At 53.6% G+C, this 20311-nt stretch carries 19 protein-coding genes; 2 read left to right on the top strand and 17 right to left on the bottom strand.

The annotated features are described in order from the left end of the window. The first annotated feature begins 5 nt into the window (after positions 1 to 5). Complete coding sequence (locus ACQ0MK_RS02385) at positions 6 to 1046, top strand: LacI family DNA-binding transcriptional regulator (RefSeq protein ID WP_430474664.1); 1041 nt, start codon at positions 6 to 8, stop codon at positions 1044 to 1046. A gap of 38 nt (positions 1047 to 1084) precedes the next feature. On the opposite strand, the gene fdhD is transcribed toward ACQ0MK_RS02385, so the two are convergent. From fdhD to ACQ0MK_RS02345, 8 genes are all read right to left on the bottom strand, one after another. Further along, on the bottom strand, positions 1085 to 1894 hold the full coding sequence (fdhD, locus tag ACQ0MK_RS02380; protein WP_430474663.1) for a formate dehydrogenase accessory sulfurtransferase FdhD: 810 nt from the start codon (positions 1892 to 1894) through the stop codon (positions 1085 to 1087). Next, positions 1891 to 2115: a formate dehydrogenase subunit delta gene (locus ACQ0MK_RS02375; RefSeq protein ID WP_350043112.1), complete on the bottom strand. Its 225-nt coding sequence runs from the start codon at positions 2113 to 2115 to the stop codon at positions 1891 to 1893. Before ACQ0MK_RS02375 ends, fdhD begins: the two co-directional genes overlap by 4 nt. Positions 2116 to 2209: 94 nt before the next feature. Next, entirely contained in the window at positions 2210 to 5089 is a 2880-nt protein-coding gene (fdhF, locus tag ACQ0MK_RS02370) for a formate dehydrogenase subunit alpha (protein ID WP_430474662.1), read from the bottom strand. Between the two features lie 5 nt (positions 5090 to 5094). Next, the gene (locus tag ACQ0MK_RS02365) at positions 5095 to 6246 is read right to left on the bottom strand and encodes a complex I 51 kDa subunit family protein (RefSeq protein WP_430474661.1); all 1152 of its coding nucleotides are present in this window, start codon (positions 6244 to 6246) and stop codon (positions 5095 to 5097) included. A gap of 106 nt (positions 6247 to 6352) precedes the next feature. After that, positions 6353 to 6652, bottom strand: a complete 300-nt coding sequence (locus tag ACQ0MK_RS02360; protein WP_430474660.1) for a hypothetical protein — start codon at positions 6650 to 6652, stop codon at positions 6353 to 6355. Beyond that, entirely contained in the window at positions 6649 to 7122 is a 474-nt protein-coding gene (locus ACQ0MK_RS02355) for a formate dehydrogenase subunit gamma (protein WP_430474659.1), read from the bottom strand. The genes ACQ0MK_RS02360 and ACQ0MK_RS02355 overlap by 4 nt, the downstream gene beginning before the upstream one ends. A 134-nt stretch (positions 7123 to 7256) precedes the next feature. After that, positions 7257 to 8150, bottom strand: coding sequence for a LysR family transcriptional regulator (locus ACQ0MK_RS02350; protein WP_430474658.1), 894 nt, complete (start codon positions 8148 to 8150; stop codon positions 7257 to 7259). Between the two features lie 309 nt (positions 8151 to 8459). Next, positions 8460 to 10196: an OFA family MFS transporter gene (locus ACQ0MK_RS02345; protein ID WP_430474657.1), complete on the bottom strand. Its 1737-nt coding sequence runs from the start codon at positions 10194 to 10196 to the stop codon at positions 8460 to 8462. 502 nt (positions 10197 to 10698) lie between these two features. Here ACQ0MK_RS02345 and ACQ0MK_RS02340 point away from each other — a divergent pair. Then, the gene (locus ACQ0MK_RS02340; RefSeq protein ID WP_430474656.1) at positions 10699 to 11121 is read left to right on the top strand and encodes a VOC family protein; all 423 of its coding nucleotides are present in this window, start codon (positions 10699 to 10701) and stop codon (positions 11119 to 11121) included. A gap of 2 nt (positions 11122 to 11123) precedes the next feature. Here the strand turns inward: ACQ0MK_RS02340 and ACQ0MK_RS02335 are convergent, their stop codons facing one another. From ACQ0MK_RS02335 to ACQ0MK_RS02295, 9 genes are all read right to left on the bottom strand, one after another. Next, entirely contained in the window at positions 11124 to 13130 is a 2007-nt protein-coding gene (locus ACQ0MK_RS02335; RefSeq protein ID WP_430474655.1) for a sensor histidine kinase, read from the bottom strand. Continuing rightward, the gene (locus ACQ0MK_RS02330; protein WP_430474654.1) at positions 13130 to 14560 is read right to left on the bottom strand and encodes a sigma-54-dependent transcriptional regulator; all 1431 of its coding nucleotides are present in this window, start codon (positions 14558 to 14560) and stop codon (positions 13130 to 13132) included. The genes ACQ0MK_RS02335 and ACQ0MK_RS02330 overlap by 1 nt, the downstream gene beginning before the upstream one ends. A gap of 241 nt (positions 14561 to 14801) precedes the next feature. Further along, positions 14802 to 15197 carry a RidA family protein gene (locus tag ACQ0MK_RS02325; protein WP_350046354.1) on the bottom strand — a complete coding sequence of 132 codons (396 nt, stop codon included), beginning with the start codon at positions 15195 to 15197 and terminating at the stop codon, positions 14802 to 14804. Then, on the bottom strand, positions 15190 to 15621 hold the full coding sequence (locus ACQ0MK_RS02320; RefSeq protein WP_430474653.1) for an acyl-CoA thioesterase: 432 nt from the start codon (positions 15619 to 15621) through the stop codon (positions 15190 to 15192). Before ACQ0MK_RS02320 ends, ACQ0MK_RS02325 begins: the two co-directional genes overlap by 8 nt. A 1-nt stretch (position 15622) precedes the next feature. After that, a complete protein-coding gene (locus ACQ0MK_RS02315) occupies positions 15623 to 16312 on the bottom strand; it encodes an ABC transporter ATP-binding protein (RefSeq protein WP_430474652.1) in 690 nt (229 codons plus the stop codon). 1 nt (position 16313) lies between these two features. Beyond that, positions 16314 to 17063 (bottom strand): ABC transporter ATP-binding protein, encoded by a 750-nt coding sequence (locus ACQ0MK_RS02310; RefSeq protein ID WP_430474651.1) that lies wholly within the window; start codon positions 17061 to 17063, stop codon positions 16314 to 16316. Continuing rightward, positions 17056 to 18042, bottom strand: a complete 987-nt coding sequence (locus ACQ0MK_RS02305) for a branched-chain amino acid ABC transporter permease (RefSeq protein WP_430474650.1) — start codon at positions 18040 to 18042, stop codon at positions 17056 to 17058. Before ACQ0MK_RS02305 ends, ACQ0MK_RS02310 begins: the two co-directional genes overlap by 8 nt. 1 nt (position 18043) lies before the next feature. Beyond that, complete coding sequence (locus tag ACQ0MK_RS02300; RefSeq protein ID WP_350162591.1) at positions 18044 to 18961, bottom strand: branched-chain amino acid ABC transporter permease; 918 nt, start codon at positions 18959 to 18961, stop codon at positions 18044 to 18046. A gap of 81 nt (positions 18962 to 19042) precedes the next feature. Beyond that, positions 19043 to 20182 carry an ABC transporter substrate-binding protein gene (locus ACQ0MK_RS02295; RefSeq protein ID WP_350046360.1) on the bottom strand — a complete coding sequence of 380 codons (1140 nt, stop codon included), beginning with the start codon at positions 20180 to 20182 and terminating at the stop codon, positions 19043 to 19045. Positions 20183 to 20311: the final 129 nt, after the last annotated feature.

The raw sequence follows: 20311 nt of genomic DNA, 5'->3' as shown, positions 1-20311 counted from the left end.
AACACTTGTCAGCCACACCGAAAAACAGTGATCCGATCATTGCAACCGAGATCAAAGGCGGCACTGTCACGATGGAGACAGTCGGTCGAATTGCAGGTGTATCGCAAGTCACAGTTTCACGGGCGCTGAGTGATCCCAAAAAAGTTTCCGCCAAAACCATGCAACGTATTCAGGATGCGATTGAGCTGACCGGATATGTGCCCAACATGGTGGCCGGTGCTTTGGCCTCCAAACGCAGCAAACTGATTGCTGCCCTGGTGCCATCGATTACCAACGTGATCTATGGCGACCTGATGCAAAACTTTATCGATGTTATTCGCGGGTCCGGCTATCACGTTCTGATGGCTGAAACCGGCTTTTCCCAGGAAGAAGAACAGGCCGTTGTCGCCACCATGCTCAGCCGCCGCCCCGATGGTGTTCTTCTCACCGGCATCCATCATTCAGCGGGCTGTAAACGCATGTTGCTTGGTGCGGGTATTCCGGTGGTGGAAGTCTGGGACCTGACGGAAAGTCCGCTTGATGTCTGTATCGGGTTTTCGCATATCAAGGCCGGTGAAGCCGTGGCCCGCCATGCGGTTGAACGCGGCTATGACAAGGCGTTGATTGTATCGGCCGGGGATGAACGCGCCCTTCGCCGCAAGGACTCATTTGCCGCCCAGTTCGGACAATTGACCGGGAATGTGCCCATCGAAGTTCTTTATGAAGCCGGGGCAACAATTGAACGCGGGCGTAATGGCCTGTCATCCGGATTGGAAAAGGGTTTCAAGAACGGCATCATCATGTGCAGTTCGGATCTTTTGGCCCATGGTGTCCTGATCGAAGCACAGGTGCGCGGTCTTCGTATCCCGCAAGACATCGCCGTGATTGGCTTTGGCAATCAGAACTTTTCACCCTTTACCCTCCCGGCCTTAAGCACGGTTGAAGTCAACCGCCCCTATCTTGGCAAACAGGCGGCAGAAGCACTGGTGGCCCGGATTGATAACAAGCCGCTGCCAACCAAATCAATTGATATTGGATTTGAAATTATTGCGCGGGATTCGACCTAAGACGTTTTTTTTTGGGTACCGTCCCGAAAAGTCGACTGTTACGCAAAGCGGCGAAATAGCCCGCGTCTTTCGCGACAAATCAATGTCAGCCCTGCTTGGCGCGCAAGGTTCACAGCCGTCAATGTTGGCCCGGACAAGGTCACAAGCCCCCCGACACCGCATTGAACGGTTTTGGTGACGATTTCATATGAACAGCGACTGGTCATCAGGATAAATCCCCCAGCGGTGTCAATCCCCTGACGGGCAACAGCCCCCAGCACCTTATCAAGGGCATTATGGCGGCCGATATCTTCGCGGGTAAGGGTGATGTTACCGCTAACATCGACAAACGCACTGGCATGCAACAGCCCACCGCCTTCGCGGTTGCGCGTTTGATGATCGGGTAAAGCATCAATGGCCTGCAGGACAATATCCTGTGGCATATTGCCCGGTGTGACCGTGCCGATTTTATCCATCGCAACCGCGTCAAGCGACTGAACCCCGCACAGACCGCAGCCTGATCGACCTTCTAACGTGCGTTGGCGCGCATCCAGTCGATCAAAAACGTCTTCATGCAAATCGGCCTCAACCACATAGCCCTGAAGGGTTTTGCGCACATCGCGCAATGTGATCTGGGATATATCATCGGCAATGCCTTCGGACAGGGCAAATCCGATCATGAAATCTTCGAGATCATGCGGGGATACCATCATCACCGCATGGGATCGCCCGTTAAAGGTCAGGGCTGCGGGGACTTCGGCCTGCAAGGCCATTGGCGCATCATCATTGCCGTCTGAATGCGCAACAGCACGGGCGAGATCAAGGTCCCGACCATCAACAATATAATTGTCTGATGATTTGGAATTCATGCGGTTTCTTTGACCTTGCGGATCGCAGGGGCTGCTTCGAGAACCAGCGGGTCAATCCCGTCATACTGATCGGCGATCAGGCCAAACAGCTGTTTGCGCATGCGGGGTTCCCAAAAATCATTGATATGGCCTGCAACACCAGCAACCCCTTCTGCGTGGGGTTTGGATTTGAAAAAGGTCGCGATCTGATTGGCCATATAGACAAGCTTGTCAGGTGCCATGAACTTTACTCTTTGACTGTAAACTTTTCTGTACAGGACAGGATTACCGGGCGCTGAACGATAACGATCATAGCACAGTGCCCGGCAGTATATCCTATTCGGCGGCATCCACACGCGGTTTGATCCGGCGCGACTGTTCGGCCTGACGATCATATTCCACCTGCCAGTCGCTTGGCCCGTTACTTGACGAGACCTGAACGGCTGTCACCTTATATTCCGGGCAATTGGTCGCCCAGTCGGTGAAGTCGGTGGTGATCACGTTGGCCTGTGTTCCCGGATGGTGGAAGGTCGTGTAAACGACCCCCGGTGCGACCCGATCTGTAATGGTGGCGCGAAGGGATGTTTCGCCAGATCGGGATACCAGACGGATCCAGTCACCATCGCGAACACCACGTTGTTCGGCATCATGGGGATGGATTTCCAAAAGGTCTTCCTGATGCCATGTGGTGTTTTCGGTACGGCGCGTCTGTGCACCAACGTTATACTGGCTCAGGATACGTCCCGTTGTCAGTAGAAGCGGGAAGCGCGGTCCGGTACGTTCATCGGTTGCGACATATTCCGTGACAACAAACTTGCCCTTACCGCGAACAAAGCCATCCATATGCATGACCGGCGTTCCCTTGGGTGCCTTGTCATTACATGGCCATTGAACCGAACCGTCGCGGTCCAACAGATCATAGGTAACATTGGCAAAGCCCGGTGTGGTGGCGGCAATTTCGGCCATCACCTGCGACGGATGGGTGTAATTCCAATCAAGTCCCATCGCCCGGGCAAGGTTCTGGGTGACTTCCCAATCGGCAAAGCCGTTAAGCGGTGTCATCACCTTGCGCACACGGTTAATGCGGCGTTCGGCATTGGTGAATGTCCCGTCCTTTTCAAGGAAGGTCGATCCGGGCAGGAACACATGGGCGTAGTTCGCCGTTTCGTTCAAAAACAGGTCGTGAACGACAACACATTCCATCGCGGCAAGACCGGCAGCGACATGTTTGGTATCCGGATCAGATTGAAGAATGTCTTCGCCCTGAATATAGATGCCCTTGAACGTGCCTTCGACAGCTGCATCAAGCATATTGGGAATACGAAGCCCCGGTTCATCATCAAGTTTGACACCCCAGATATCTTCAAAGATATCGCGGGTCGCCGTATCTTGAATATGACGGTATCCCGGTAATTCATGCGGGAAGGAGCCCATATCACAGGCCCCCTGCACATTGTTCTGACCGCGCAGCGGGTTAACACCCACACCCGGACGTCCGATATTACCGGTCGCCATGGCAAGATTGGCAATCGCCATTACGGTGGTTGAACCTTGGCTATGTTCGGTCACACCCAGTCCGTAATAAATCGCGCCATTGCCACCCATGGCAAATTCGCGGGCCGCTGTACGCATGATTTCCGGATCAACACCCGTAATCAGAGCAATCGCTTCGGGGCTGTGTTTTGGATCGGAAACGAATGTTGCCCAATCCTGGAATTCATCCCAGTCACAGCGTTCACGCACGAATGCCTCGTCAAACAGGCCTTCGGTCACGATGACATGGGCCAATGACGTCAGAACCGCAACGTTGGTTCCCGGACGCAGCGGAAGATGTGCCACGGCTTCGATATGGGGGGAGCGGACAAGATCAATCCGGCGCGGATCAATCACGATCAGTTTTGCCCCCTCGCGCAGACGTTTTTTCAAACGCGATGCAAAAACAGGATGCCCGTCGGTCGGGTTGGCCCCGATCAGGATCACAACATCGGTATGTTCAACAGAATCAAAATCCTGCGTCCCGGCAGATGTCCCGAAGGTGGTTTTAAGGCCGTAACCGGTTGGCGAATGGCAAACACGCGCACAGGTATCAACATTGTTATTGCCAAACCCGGCACGGATCAGTTTTTGAACAAGGAAGGTTTCCTCGTTCGTGCAGCGCGATGACGTGATCCCGCCCAATGCCCCCTTGCCGTATTTCGCCTGAATGCCTTTGAACTTATCAGCGGTATAGCGAAGGGCTTCTTCCCAACTGACTTCCTGCCAGGGATCATCAACACTTTCGCGGATCATGGGATTAAGAATGCGGTCTTTGTGGCTGGCATAGCCATAGGCAAAGCGCCCTTTGACACAGGAATGCCCGCGATTGGCCTTGCCATCCTTATAGGGCACCATGCGCACCAGTTCTTCGCCGCGCATTTCCGCCTTGAACGAACAACCAACCCCGCAATAGGCACAGGTGGTGACAACCGAATGTTCCGGCTGTCCGATTTCGATCACGGATTTTTCCTGTAGCGTGCCCGTCGGGCAGGCCTGGACACAGGCGCCGCAAGATACACATTCGGAATCAAGGAAATCTTCGTGCATGCCCGGTGATACGCGGCTTTCAAAACCACGGCCTTCGATGGTCAGGGCAAAGGTGCCCTGCACTTCTTCGCAGGCCCGCACACAGCGCGAACAGACAATGCATTTTGACGGGTCATAGGTGAAATACGGGTTTGTCTCATCCTTTGCCATATAGCGCGGATTTTCTTCGCCGTTCTGGCGGACCTTGACATGGTTGCCGCCGTCATAGCCATAGCGCACATCGCGCAGGCCAACGGCCCCTGCCATGTCTTCCAGTTCGCAATCGCCATTGGCCGCACAGGTCAGGCAATCGAGCGGATGGTCGGAAATATAAAGTTCCATCACGCCTTTGCGGATTTTCTTCAGACGATCGGTCTGGGTATGCACAACCATGCCATCAGCAGCGGGCGTGGTGCAGGATGCCGGTGTGCCGTTACGGCCTTCGACCTCTACCAGACACAGGCGGCATGACCCGAACGCATCGACCATATCGGTCGCGCACAGTTTTGGCACCTTGATGCCCGCCTCCATCGAGGCGCGCATCACCGATGTGCCTTCCGGTACGGTTACGTCTTTGCCATCAATCTTGAGCGTGACGGTTTTATCCGATTGGGCGGCGGGGGTTCCGTAGTCGACTTCTTTGATCAAGGACATCGTTCTCACTCCGCAGCTACATCAAGCGCACGTGGCTTGAAATCATCAGGGAAATGGTTAAGCGCGCTCATGACGGGATAAGGCGTAAAGCCCCCCAATGCGCACAGCGATCCGAACTTCATGGTTTCACAAAGATCACGCAGCAATTCGATCTGCAATTCCGGGTCTTCACCGCGTTCGATTTTATCGACAACTTCGGTGCCCCGGATCGATCCGATGCGGCACGGGGTGCATTTGCCACAGGATTCAATCGCACAGAATTCCATGGCAAAACGGGCCTGTTTCATCATATCGACCGTGTCATCAAAAACGACCACGCCTGCATGACCGATCAGACCGTTTTGCTTAGTGAACTCTTCGTAATCGAACGGCGTATCAAACAGCTCCTTGGGGAAATAAGCCCCCAACGGACCGCCAACCTGAACCGCCTTAATCGGGCGCCCGGTTGCCGTTCCACCGCCAATCTGTTCAACGATTTCGCCCAATGTCAGGCCAAATCCAATCTCGTAAAGACCACCATGCTTCACATTGCCGGCAATCTGGATTGGAATGGTGCCACGCGACCGGCCCATGCCAAAATCGCGGTAATAGTCCGATCCTTTTTCAAGAATAACCGGGACCGAACACAGCGAGATAACATTGTTAACAACGGTCGGGCGCCCCATGAAACCTTCAAGGGCGGGTAATGGTGGCTTGGCACGGACGACACCGCGCTTGCCTTCCATGCTGTTTAAAAGCGATGTTTCTTCACCGCAAACATAGGCCCCCGCACCCACGCGGACTTCCATGTCAAACGCCTTGCCAGACCCAAGGACATTATCGCCCAAAAGCCCGGCAGCACGGGCGACTTCGATGGCCTCGTTCATCACGTCAATGGCAACCGGATATTCCGAACGGATATAGACATATCCCTTGGTCGCGCCAGTGGCGAGACCCGCAATGATCATGCCTTCGATCAGAACGAACGGGTCGCCTTCCATAACCATGCGATCGGCAAACGTACCGCTATCGCCTTCATCGGCATTACAGACAATGTATTTTTGATCACCCGGTGCTTGGCGAACCGTATTCCACTTAATACCGGTTGGGAAACCCGCCCCGCCACGACCGCGCAGGCCGCTATCGGTGACGGCTTTGACAATGTCGGCATCCGACATCTTAAGCGCCTTTTCAAGACCGGCCAGACCATCATGCGCCCGGTAATCTTCAAGCGACAGCGGATCAATGATGCCGCACCGCTGGAAGGTCAGGCGTGACTGGTTTTTAAGGAAGGAAATATTCTGTGTCTTGCCAAGGGAAAGCTTGTGTTCCCCCCCCGCTTAGGAAATCCGATGCAAACAGATCATCGACATCTTCAACCGCGACAGGACCATAGGCGAGACGGCCATCAGGTGTTTCGACCTCGACCATCGGTTCAAGCCAATACATGCCAAACGATCCGTTGCGCACGATTTTGACATCGTCACCATTCGTTTCGGCCTTTTTGGCAATTGCGGCGGCAACATCATCTGCGCCCAAGGCAACAGAACCGGAATCAAGCGGGATATAGACTTTGATACTCATGACCGCACCTCTTCAAGGATACGGTTCATGCGATCCGGGCTGACCCGACCGACAACCTTACCGTCAACCATGGCGGCTGGTGCGCAGGCACAAAGGCCAAGGCAAAACACTGGTTCCAAGGTGACTTTGCGATCACTGGTGGTTTGTGACCAATCCACTTTCAAATGGCGGCGCACCTGTTCACCAAGCTGATCGGCCCCCATCGCCTGACAGGCTTCGGCCCGGCAAATTTTGATCACATGCTTCCCGGCTTTTTCTTCGCGGAAGTCATGATAGAAACTGGCAACCCCGTGGACTTCTGCCCGGCTCAGGTTCAGCTTCTTTGAAATGGTTTGGATTGCGCCATCAGGGATATAGCCAAATTCCTCCTGCACTTCGTGCAAGATTGGTAATAACGGGCCTTCCAGCCCGGACATCTGGTCGCAAATATCCGCAACCCGGACGCTGTGTTCCTCGATCTGATTTGACATGCCAGCCTCTCTCACTAAGCAGTCTATGTAATTTTTTATTCTTCTTACGTTCTTCTAAGCAGTGTCAGCGATATAGATCGCCTGTTCAATAAAGCCGTCCCGTTACGCGATAGCGTAAACCTATCAAGCCGCTATCACGCCTTTTCCAGTTCAGACAAAAGCTTTGCCTCTTTGAGCAAGGCCGAGACAACCGGTGTTGCCGGTTCACGTTTGGCCGCAATCATGCCGACCAGATGTGCCGCATCGGGTTCAATGATCGGGATGGATTTGACCCGGTCATGCATGCTGAATTCCTTGATCATTTTAACCGGCATGATGCTGGCCCAGTTTCCTGTATGAACATGGGTAAACAGGGCAATCATTGAATCACTTTCAAGTGTGGGACTGATCGGTGCCCCGGCTTCTTTCAAGTGCTGATTGATGATCCGTCGGTTTTGCATATCGGGGGTTAGCAGGCATAACGGGAATTCTGCCGCTTCGCGCCAGGTGATGCTTTCACGATCACCGATGTCGGCGAAGTTTGACGTCACCAGATGATAGCGTTCGTAATAAAGCGGGATCGATGTCACCCGACCAAGCGGTTCGTTATCAAGATAGGTAATCCCGACATCAATTTGCAGATCATCCAGCAGCGCCTGAATTTCGCTCGACGTGCGGGACAAAATTGCAAAGGTTACATCGGGATGTTTTTCCCGAAACGGTGTCGTCAATTCCTGCACCATTGAAAGGGCCGTGGGAATGACCGCAATCTGGACTTGTCCGGTCAGGCCGAACCGCATGGCGCGCATTTCATCGCGCATGGACCGGGTGCTGCCAACAATGTGACGCGCCCATTCCAGAACACGTTCACCTTCGGGAGTTAATCCTTGATAGCGTGATCCACGCCGAACCAATACCACGCCAAGATGGTCTTCAAGCTGGCGCAAGGCGCTTGACAGCGTTGGCTGCGTCACGCCGCATTCTTCGGCGGCATGGCCAAAATGCTGCTGTCGCGCAAGCACCATAAACATTTCAAGCTTATCGATCATTTTCTATCCAGCATGGCGTATGTGGCATCCGCTTTAAGATGCTTTGCTCTGGCAATGGTTGCGGTCTGTTTCGGGACCGCTTGTTTTCGGTCAAACACCATTTTGGGGCAGGTGTTCTAGTTGCAGGATAACCGATTGCCCTTACACGCCAAAAGGTTATTCCTGCAACAGAACGTGGGTCCAAACCGGATGAAGAAGCCCGGACCCGGGACATGACTATGCCATCTTGCCCCCGATTGGCTGACGGACAGACTACGTCAGCCAATCGGGCGTCGATCACGGGTGCGGTGATCGACGCCCAAAGTCAGGTCAGGCTTTGGACGTTGCTTCGCGTCCGGATGCCGTTGCACCACTTTCCTTGGTTTCCATGTAGTGTTTTTCGTCGATTGGACGGATCAGTTTGTTCGCGACCAAAGCAATCGCCAACAGAGCCGCCATCGCATACATGGTCGTGTTATACAGGCTTGAAGTCGGATCAACCGTTCCCGCCGGTGCAATTTCCATCAACCGCCCGATGGTGACGGTTTTGGCTGCAACCAGTTGGTCAAGCTGTTCAACGCCGGCCCCGAACTTCGCTTGGAAGGCTGCCGGATCGACCTTGGATGCCAAATCCTTGATCGAACTCACGACCGAGGTTTGACGCAGTTGGGTAATGGCCAACGGACCAAGCACACCTGCGGTACTCCAGGCTGTGAGAAGACGCCCATGAATACCACCGACATATTTGGTGCCAAAGATATCGGCAAGATAGGCCGGGATCGTTGCAAAACCACCACCATACATCGTGAAGATGATCATGGTCGCGGCATAGAACATCACCAGATAGGTGACAGCCGGGTTGATGCTGACCTGTTGGGCAGAATACGGAATCGACAGATACAGCACGATGCCAAGAATAACAAAGCAGTAATAGGTGTTCTTGCGTCCGATATAATCGGAAATCGATGCCCAGAAGAACCGCCCACACATGTTAAAGACCGAAATCATAAACACATAGGTCGCCGCAAAGGCGGAGTTAACGATCAATGGCAAGGTCGAGCCAAAGATTTCAAACATCATGGTCTTGGCAACGCCAATCACCCCGATACCTGCCGTCACGTTAAAGCACAACACAATCCAGATCAGATAGAATTGCGGTGTTTTAAGCGCCTGATCAATGTGAACGTTTTTCTGCGTGATCATGCGTTTTGATGCGGCATCCGCAGTCGGCGGAGTCCAGCCTGCTGGCAACCAGCCTTCGCGCGGTACGCGGTAGGAGAATGACGCAATGATCATGACGATGAAATAGGCAACGCCAAGAGTAAAGAAGGTCCCCGCAGCACCGGTATTGCCCGTGCCTGCGACGTAAACGCCTGCCTCAATCGGAACCGGGGCGGCTGCGACTTGTGCGGCACCGGCAATCACGACTTCGACCATCTGGCCGCCGACTTCTGCCATGCGCTTGCCACCTTCGGTCACAAGATTAACAGCACTTTCCGGGCCCAGATAATCAGGCACCTTGTAGAACGCCCCAAGCAAGGCTTCCTTGATCGGGGTTGCGATCATTGCACCACCGCCAAAGCCCATAATGGCCATGCCGGTTGCCATGCCGCGCCGATCCGGGAACCAGCGGATCAAGGTTGAAACCGGCGAGACGTAGCCAAGGCCAAGTCCGGCCCCGCCAATCACACCATAACCAAGATAAACCAGCCACAATTGATGCGAGGCAATCCCGAGACCGCCGATGATGAAACCACCACCCCAGCAGAATGCGGCAACAACGCCAACCATGCGCGGGCCGACTTCTTCAAGCCACTTGCCGCCAAAGGCCGCTGCAAGACCAAGACTTACGATCGCAACAGAGAAAATCCAGACAACGGACTGCAGTCCCCAGTCGCCCGAGCTTGCCGCAACCACACCGAATTCCTTGATCAGGGCCGGGTTGAAGATACTCCAGGCATAGACAGAACCGATACAAAGATGGATGGCAATCGATGCTGGCGGCACTTTCCAGCGATTGAAATCGTCGCCCGCGACGATGTGCTCTTTCTTTAGCTTATCAAACATGACGTTGTTTCCTCCCGGTATTATGGTTTTCTTGCCCCCCTTCCACACCAAATGCGGAGATGGTGCAGGGCAAACGCGGTTAAATCCGGAACTCTCAACATCGCAATCTCTATGCCATTCAGTTACTTGCCTGATTTTCTGTCATTTTAAGATGTAAAACCCTGATAGTGCAGCGCACGCGCATGGACAAAATGTCCAACCTTTGCCGCGCCAAAATTCACCGCTTGGACAAAATGTCCACTCGCAATCGCAGCATTTCCAAGGAAAAACGAGGATGCAATGCGGGCAAGTACGCCAAGCTTTCGCTGTGAAAACTGCGCTGGATTTTGGTTTGGCTTTTGCCAAAGCAGATCTGCTTTGGTATAAATTCCCCTGTCTGAAACAGGTTAGGTTCGGTGCGGTTAGCCCGGCCCCCGCAAAGCGGGTCCTTCCGTTGCATTGTAACGGCCCAAGACTTTCACACCGTGCGCACTTCCGTGCACGTCAAAAGAAAGTAATGGCCATGCAACAACAGATTTCCGTCATCACACTTGGCATCAAAGACCTTTGCCGTTCACGCAATTTCTATACAAACGGGTTTGGCTGGGTCCCGGTCTTTGAGAATGCCGAAATCATTTTCTATCAAATGAACGGGCTGGTGCTGGGCACTTGGCTTGAAGATGCCCTTCTTACCGACATGAAACGCCCTGCCCCAGTTGCTGCTGCGGCCAGTTCATTGGCGCATAATGTGCCCATAATGAATGATGTCGAACCGCTTATGGCGCGGTTGATTGATCATGGCGGCAAGGTGCTGCGCCCTGCCGATGCGCCGCCATATGGGGGATTAAGGGGATACATTTCCGACCCCGACAACCATGCGTGGGAAATCGCATGGAACCCGGCATGGGCTATTGATAACAAGGGCCATGTGACTTTTGGTCTTTAGGGTCAATTCACCTCGGGCAGCCAGATGGTAAAGGTGGTGCCCTGACCGGGCTTGCTTTGCACATCAAGCGCACCACTTTGCCGATCAATCAGGGTCTTGGTAATAGACAGACCAAGACCCGTCCCTTCACGGCGTTTGGTGGTGTAGAACGGATCAAAGATACGGTTCAGCACCTTTGCGTCCATGCCCGATCCGGTATCGCGCACCGTGATCAGAATGCCCGGTTTGCCATCGCGATCCGTATCGGCGTCGATCAGGGTCAAAGTGCCGCGGTCCGGCATGGCATGCAGGGCATTGACCATCAGATTAACCAAGACCTGTTGCAGTTCGGTTCGGTTCATCAAAACCAGTCGGGTAGATGTTTGTTCGCGGACAACCTCGATCTCGGCTCGACCCAGCAAATGGGCGACCAGCGGCAGGCAATCATCAATCACCTGCCCAACACTATGGCGCTCAACGAAACCGGCATATTCTTCGGGTTTGGCAAATTGCAGAAGCTTGGTCACGATCAGATTGATGCGATTAACCTGTTCATCAATCAGGCGAATTTCTGTATCGGCCAGCCTTACGTGATCGCCCAGAAGTTCGCGCAAAACATCAAGGTTGCCCTGAATAACCGCAACCGGGTTATTGATTTCATGGGCAACGCCAGCGGTGATTTCACCTATGGCGGCCAGCTTTTCGGACATGATCAATTGCTTGGTGGTGGTTTCAAGTGCCTGATTGGCTTCGCGCAATTCGCGCGTCCGGGCATCAACCCGGGCATTAAGTTGATCATTCCACGCCCGCAGACGCTTATCGCGTTCCTGCACCTGATCAAGCAGATCATCAAGATGTTCTGCGACAAGCGAAATTTCGTCATGGACCTGATTAAGGTTGGTCCGTGCCGAAAAGTCACCATTTTCGACCCGGCCAATTGTATTGGTCATCCGTTCAAGTGGTTTGAATATACCCCGTGCCCAACGCAGGAATATCGGAACAGACAGGGCCGCAACGAACAAAAACGCCCCGATCAGGATCAGCAGGCTTTCATATTTGGTCTGGGCAAAGGGGGCTTCGAGAAAGCCGACATAAAGCATCCCGACCCGCTTGCCATAGCTGTCCTTGATCGGCTCATAGGCCGATATATACCAGTCATTGACGACAAAGGCCCGGTCCAGCCAAATCTTGCCATCTTCAAGCACGGTCTTGCGCACAATACTTGAAACCCGTGTGCCCAATGCGCGGCGATCGGCAAACAGGCGGACATTGGTGCTGACCCGGACGTCATCAAGAAACAGCGTTGCCGTGCCCTGACTTCCTTCGGGCAGGCTGCTTTGTCGATAGACCAGATCATTGATCGTGTCGATGAACCCCAAATTCTGATTAAGCAAAATACCGCCAACCAAGGCCCCGTCCCCACCCGATGGCAGGGTAACGTGGCTGGCGGAATGCACGACCATGCCACGTGTTTCGGCATCTCGACTGGTTGGCACCGCATTAGGTGTTTCAACCAAATCAAGCTGCGCACGCGCCGCCAGATCAGGCGAGATCGCGGCAAGATCAGTATTGCTGAAAATATCAACGCTGGTGGATGATTGCCCGGCAAAGGCGCTTGCGACAACCGGCCAGTCTCCATCGCCATTGGGCGCACCACCTTGATCCACCCGGTCGATCAGATACAGGAAATCAAGCCCCAGGTCGTGCTGGCGTTTGGCCAGCAGGGCATTAACCGCATCGGAATCTTCGGATGTCAGAACGGTGCGAAAGGCCACCGATTGTCCCAAAGATTCGATCTGTTCGCCGGTATTTTCAAGAATGTGGGCGAAATATTGATGGGCAATGGTCAGATCGCCGCTGACCTTTGAAGTCAGAAGGGCATCAAACTTGGAATTCCACCGCACCATCATCACGCCAAGCAATAAGGGCAAGATGACAAGGGTTGGCAAAAGTGCAATCGCCAACAGCTTGAACCGCACCGAGCGGGTGCGTTGGGGGCGCTTCAAACCAAACAGTGACAGTGGTTTCATCACAGATCCCAGCTTGCGCATTTACGATCAATCGTCTTGCGCGAGACCCCCAGACGCCGGGCGGCTTCGTTACGATTTCCGCCGGTTTTATACAGCATCGCCAAAATGTGGCGGCGTTCCATTTCATCAAGTGTTTCATCGCCTTCAACCACCGATCCCTGATCTGCGCGTTCTTCGCGAAACTCATCAGGGAAGCGGCCAAGGATCAAGGTCCGTTCAATCAGATTGCGCAATTCACGCACATTGCCCGGCCAGTCATAACGCGTAAGCCCGGCACGAACCGCCCCATCCATCGGCACCTGTCGCACGCCAAGCTGTTTGGAAAGCTTGGTCATAAACAGTTCCGCCAGTTCCAGCACATCATCACCGCGCTCAGACAAAGGCGGCATTTCAATATGCATGACATTGATCCGGTAAAACAGATCCGCCCGGAAACGCCCGGCTTCGACTTCGGCCTCAAGATCGGCATTGGTGGCAAAGATAAACCGCAAATCCACCGGGGCTTCGCGTTCTGATCCCACGGGGCGGATACGGCGGCTTTCAATTGCGCGCAAAAGTTTGCTTTGGGTAGCAAGCGACAGCTCGCCGACTTCATCCAAAAACAGGGTTCCGCCCTGTGCATGCATGAACAATCCATCGCGCGCCGATTGCGCGCCGGTAAAGGCGCCTTTGACATGACCAAACAGCTCGGCCTCGATCATTTCAGACGGGATGGCGGCACAATTGATCGGCACAAACGGCTTTTGCACACGGTCCGATAAGGCGTGCAAAGAACGTGCTGTTACTTCCTTACCCGTCCCGCTTTGCCCCGAAATCAGGATCGAGGTTGGCAAGGGCGCAACACGGGCGATGGTTTCGCGGATTTCCTGAATTTGGGCGGAATAGCCAATCAGTTTGTCGCGCAACAACACATGATCGGATGTCGCGCGCAGTTCGTGACGCAACACATGGTTTTCACGGCGCAACCGCATGCGGTCAAGACAGCGGGCAACCGCGTTTAAAATCTGGTTGGAGCGAAATGGTTTTAAAACAAAATCCACCGCCCCGGCCCGCAATGCCTTGATCGCAGTATCAAGATCGGCATAGGCCGTCATTAGGATCGCGTCAGAGAAAAAGCCGATCTCGCGCTGTTCGGTCAGCCATTCCACCCCGCTTTTGCCCGGCATGATGTTATCAAGAATAACGACATCGAAATGGTGTTGATCCAAAAGGGCGGTGGCAGCTTCGCAATCGGCGGCCTCTTCAACCCGCTTGGCCCGCGGACCAAGGGTACGGACCAGAAAATTGCGCATTCCCGGTTCGTCATCGACAATCAGAATGGACGCCTTTTCCAGCCACGGGCCAAATTCCGGGCCCGGCGCGCTGTAATTTTCATCATTGCCAACGGCGGGTGTCGCCGTTTCGGGCGCACCCAAGACGTTCGATTTCATAACCTTCCTCCGTTGAAACTTATTTTTATTTTCAAAAAGCTTAGATCAGCAGAGGCGGAAAAGCAAAACCGTTGGCAGCAGGCCGGTTATTATCGCACGCAATTGGCGCATGCCGTAGCGTCAATTGCGACGATTTTGTTCTATAATAGACTGCATGTAAGGAAAGCCTGACACCCCGAACGGACAAAGGACAGCATTCTGATGCTGCCCTTTGCGTCTCGGAATGTGATCGATAACAGCCTTAGTGCGGAATAACCGCCGTTGCTTCGATCTCGATCATGGCTTCATCTTCAACCAATGCATTGACCACAACCATGGTCATTGCCGGGAAGTTTTTGCCAAGAACATTGCGGTAGGCCTGACCAACTTCGCGCTGTTTGGCGAGATATTCCTTTTTGTCAGTCACATACCATGTCAGGCGTGTCAGGTGTTCCGGTTTGCCACCGCCAGCTTCAAGAACGGCGGCAATGTTTTTAAGCGCCTGTTCCATCTGACCGACAAAATCCTTGGCAACGAAGACCTGATCGGCGTTCCAGCCAATTTGTCCTCCGATATACAGTGTCGCACCTTCTGCCAACACGCCGTTTGCATATCCCTTGGGCTCTTTCCATCCGTCTGGCTGAACGATTTTATGCATTTTTTTCTACCACTTGATTGATTTCTTTTTCGATTTTGGCACGCAAGTCATCCGGCCATGCCACCGACTTTCCGGCCCCTTTTTTCGTAAAGACCAATGTTAAACTTGTTTTCAGGCGTTGTTCGTCCCCGGCAAGCGCGACGATTTCCAGATCAAGGCTGGATCGTCCGATGCGCACCGGTTCGAGTTTAAATTCCAGCAAATCACCCAACATGCTTGGCGCGGTAAAGGAGATGGTCAGGCCCGCTGTCGGAACAGCGACCTGCATCGGGCCATGCATGGTTGGAAAACCACAGCCGATCACAACATCAAACCATTCTTCGACCGTGGCATTCACCATTTCAAAATAGCGGGGGTAAAAGACAATCCCCGCCGGATCGCAATGTTGAAACAGGACTTTCTGCCGATAGGTGAAGACTGCCATATCAGATCCCCAGATACCGGTCGGCAAGTTCGTCGGTCAGCTCGTTTACCGCACCGGTCCACGCTGTGACGCCCTTTTCGACAACCACGTATCGATCGGCGACACCTGAAAGTTCCTTAAGCGACTTGTCGACGACAAGGATCGTCAAACCCGACTGTTTCAACTGATTGATCGCAGCCCAGATTTCCTTGCGGACAACGGGTGCCAACCCCTCGGTCGCTTCATCCAAAATCAGCAAACGCGGATTGGTCATCAAGGCCCGACCAATCGCCAACATTTGCTGTTCCCCACCCGAAAGCGTCATCGCCTTTTGATCACGCCGTTCGGCAAGGCGCGGGAACAATCCGGCCACCCGGTCAAAATCCCATTCGCCGGGACGGGCAGCGGCAATCAGGTTTTCCATCACACTTAACCGGGCAAAGCACCGACGGCCTTCCGGCACCAGACCAAGGCCAAGACAGGCGGCCTTGTGCGATGGCATTTTCGCCAGATCCTGTCCGGCAAAGCGGATTGAACCATCCCGATGTTCCATCATGCGACAGATGGTTTTGATCGTGGTGGTTTTTCCCATGCCGTTGCGGCCCATAAGGGCGACGGCCTCGCCTTCATTTAACGACAAATCAATGCCAAACAAAGCCTGAGAGGCACCGTAAAAGGCCGTAACCCCACTAAGTTCGAGAAGTGCAGTCATATCAGGCATCCTCCCCGAGATAGGCACGTTTCACATCATCATTCGCACGAATGTCATCAACCGTGCCGGTGGCAATGATCCGGCCATAGACCAGAACAGAAATCCGGTCTGCCAAGGCAAAGACCGCATCCATATCATGTTCGACCAAAAGGATCGGGGCCTGCCCACGCAAACCATCAAGGAAGCCGGTCAGGCGTTTTGATCCTTCGGGGCCCATGCCCGCCATTGGTTCATCCAAAAGAAATGCTTTGGGTTCAAGGGCCAAGGCCACCGCCATTTCAAGTTGGCGACGTTCGCCGTGCGAAATATCGGCCGCCCGCATCTGTGCGCGATCAGCAAGGCCAACCCGTTCAAGCTGTGCCATGGCCGGTTCGATCAATGATGCATCACTTAGAACCGGGCGGAAGAAACGAAACACCTTGCCGCTAACCGATTGGCGGGCAAGCATCACGTTCTGCAAAACCGAGAACTCCGGCATCAAGGATGATACCTGAAACGTTCGGGCAAGCCCCATGCGCGACCGCGCCACCGCATCCAATTCGTTGATGTTTTGGCCATTGAAATGGATGTCGCCACTGTCTGATTTAATTTCGCCCGCGATCTGTTTGATCAGGGTCGATTTCCCGGCCCCGTTCGGACCGATCAAAGCGTGAATTTCGCCGGGACGCAGATCAAGCGTTACCGCGTCACTGGCCAAAAGCGATCCAAATTGCTTGGTGACGTTTGAAAGTGAAAGAATGGCATCAGGCATGTTTGCGTTCCCCCGCCAATACACCGACAAGTCCGCCACGGGCAAAAAGAACAACAATCAACAGCAACACACCAAGCGGCAATTGCCAAAATTCCCAAACACCACCCAGAAGATGTTCAAGGATGATGTAAAGCCCGGCCCCTGCAAGTGGTCCGAACAAACGTCCGACCCCGCCCAGAATGACAAACACCATGATCTCGCCCGACATATGCCAAGACAGCATGCTTGGGCTGACAAACCGGTTGAGATCGGCATAAAGCGCCCCTGCCAAGGCCGTGATCATTGCCGAAATGACAAAGGCCACCAGACGAATGCGGAAGGGCGCAATGCCAACGGCGGTCATACGCTGCGTGTTCTGACGCGCCCCTTGCAATGCCAGACCAAAGCGCGACCGGATCAGGACGGCAGAAAACGCCATCGCAATGCCAAGCATCACCACACACAGGGCAAAGAAGCTGATCGGATCAAGGGTATTAAGCCCCGGGAACCCGTTGCGCACATAGATCGACAATCCATCTTCCCCGCCATAAGCCGGCCAGGAAATCGCGAAATAATAGATCATCTGCGCGAATGCCAACGTGATCATGATGAAATAGACACCACTGGTCCGCAGCGTAATCGCACCGATGGCCAGCGCAATCAGGGCCGATGCGATGAGTGCCACAATCCAGATAATGATCATCTGGGTGGTGCCTTCAAGTTCGAACGGCCAGGACAGGATCGGTTCGTAATTCAGCGCATGGCTGGCAAGGATACCGGCAGCATATCCGCCAATCCCGAAGAACGCCGCATGGCCAAAGGACACAAGCCCGCCATAACCCAGAACAAGATTAAGCCCGACACCCGCCATGGCAAAAATCGCCACCTTGGTTGCCAATGTAATGATGAACGGTTCATCCATGCCAAGCGCGATCAGCGGTACAGCAATCAGTGCAATGGCAAGAATGGAATTGATAAGTGTTTCGCGGTTCATGGTCATATCAGGCTTCCGTCCCGAACAAACCGCTTGGACGCAGGAATAAAACCAACGCCATCACGATATAAATCAACATGGATGCAAGTGCGGAACCAATCGCGGTTGCACTGGCCGGATCAAGGAAGGTTGCGAAGGCGTGCGGCAACAAAAACCGCCCCATCGTGTCGGTAAAGCCAACCAGAAGCGATCCGATCAACGCCCCTTTGATCGATCCGATACCGCCAATAACAATCACAACGAATGCCAGAATAAGAACCGGCTCGCCCATCCCGACCTGAACCGACTGGGTGGTCCCAACAAACGCACCGGCAAGACCGGCAAGCGCAGCACCAAGGGCAAAGACAATCGTGTAAAGACGATCAATATTCACACCAAGGGCGGCAATCATGCCGCGATCTGCTTCGCCTGCACGGATACGGATACCAAGCCGGGTTTTCCCGATCAAAAGGAACAAGCCGGCGGCAACGGCAAGCCCGGCAACAATAATCGCCAGACGGAAAATCGGGTATTGCGATCCGCCCGGCAGGATGACGGTTCCGGTCAGAAAATCGGGAACACTTAAAAACAGCGGGAAGGATCCAAAAATCCAGCGCGTGCCTTCGGAAAAAATCAAAATAAGCGCAAAAGTCGCCAGAACCTGATCAAGGTGGTCACGGTTATACAAGCGGCGAATAATCAGTATTTCGACCAGCGCACCGGCAAGGGCGGCGGCCATCAAGCTGGCGACAAGGCCAAGCCAGAACGAACCGGTCCATGCCGCAACAGCCGCGCAGGCAAATGCACCAACCATATAAAGCGAGCCATGGGCCAGATTAATCAGCCCCATCACGCCGAAAACCAGCGTCAGTCCCGATGCCATCAAAAAAAGCATCACACCGGACTGAAGGCCGTTTAACAGCTGCTCGATGAAAAGAGAGAACATTATTAAATAACTCCGTCACAAGGTGGTCGGGGGCCGATTGTTAATATCGGCACCGGCCCCCACCGTCTTGTTCGCTCGTGATTACATCGAGCATTCCGACGCATAGGCGTCAGAGTGGTCTTTAAGAGCAACGCCAACGATTTTGTTGGTCAGAACGTCGCCTTCTTTCACGACTTCACGGACATAAATGTCCTGAATCGGATGCTGGTTCGGACCAAAGACAAACTTGCCACGGACCGAATTGAAGTCAGCTTCGCGCAATGCATTGCGGAACGCTTCCTTGTCCGAAACGCTTGCTTTGCCCATTGCCGAAAGCAACAGGTTTGCAGTGTCAAAGCCGTAAGACGCATAAAGCGACGGCAGACGACCATATTCAGCCTGGAAGGTTTCAACGAATGCCTTGTTGGTGGCATTGTCGATGTCTTTCGACCAGTTCGAGGTATTTTTGAAACCAAGTGCGTCATCACCAACGGCACCAAGGATACCCTGATCCATCGAGAATGCTGGACCGATCAACGGAAGATCAACACCCGACTGAGCATACTGTTTCATGAACGCAATGCCCATGCCACCCGGAAGGAAGAAGAAGACGCTGTCTGCACCCGATGCGCGGATTTCCGCGATTTCGGCTGCATAATCGGTCTGGCCAAGCTTGGTGTAAACTTCGCCTGCAATATCACCAAAGAAGAAGCGTTTGAAACCTGCGAGGGAATCTTTGCCTGCTGGATAGTTCGGCGCAAGAATGAAGGTCTTGTTATATCCTTCAGTCGAGGCATAACCACCAGCTGCTTCATGCAGGTTGTCGTTCTGATAAGAAACCGAGAAATAGTTCGCGTTGCAACCTTTGCCCGCCAGCTGCGACGGGGCAGCATTGACCGAAAGATACAATTTGTCCTGTGCAACAGCAGACGGCACAACAGCCATCGCCAAGTTCGACCAGATGATACCGGTCAGAACATCGACTTTTTCCTGCTGGATCATTTTGTCTGCAAGCTGAACAGCAACGTCCGGTTTGCGCTGATCGTCTTCGATCACGACTTCAAGGTCAGGATTGTTTGCCTGTTTAACGGCAAGCATAAAGCCGTCACGTGCATCAATTCCCAAACCGGCACCACCGCCCGAAAGCGTTGTAATCATGCCCACCTTCACCGGATCAGCATGAGCCGCCCCGGCAACAAGCAATGCAGCCACTGCTGCAATGGTTGTCTTAATACCCTTCATTTAAGCCTCCGTGTTTATACATTTTATTCATTTAGCAACACGTTGATCCCACGACATTTATGTCTTTTCGCGTCGTGGTTTTTACGAACTTGATGCCTGCCCCTGATCTTGCAGTATTTGCATCATGTC

The sequence above is a fragment of the Thalassospira lucentensis genome (assembly GCF_050516545.1).
Classification (GTDB): Bacteria; Pseudomonadota; Alphaproteobacteria; order Rhodospirillales; family Thalassospiraceae; genus Thalassospira; species Thalassospira lucentensis_C.
Note: the sequence above shows the minus strand (reverse complement) of the source record. Positions and strands in the feature narration are given on the sequence as shown.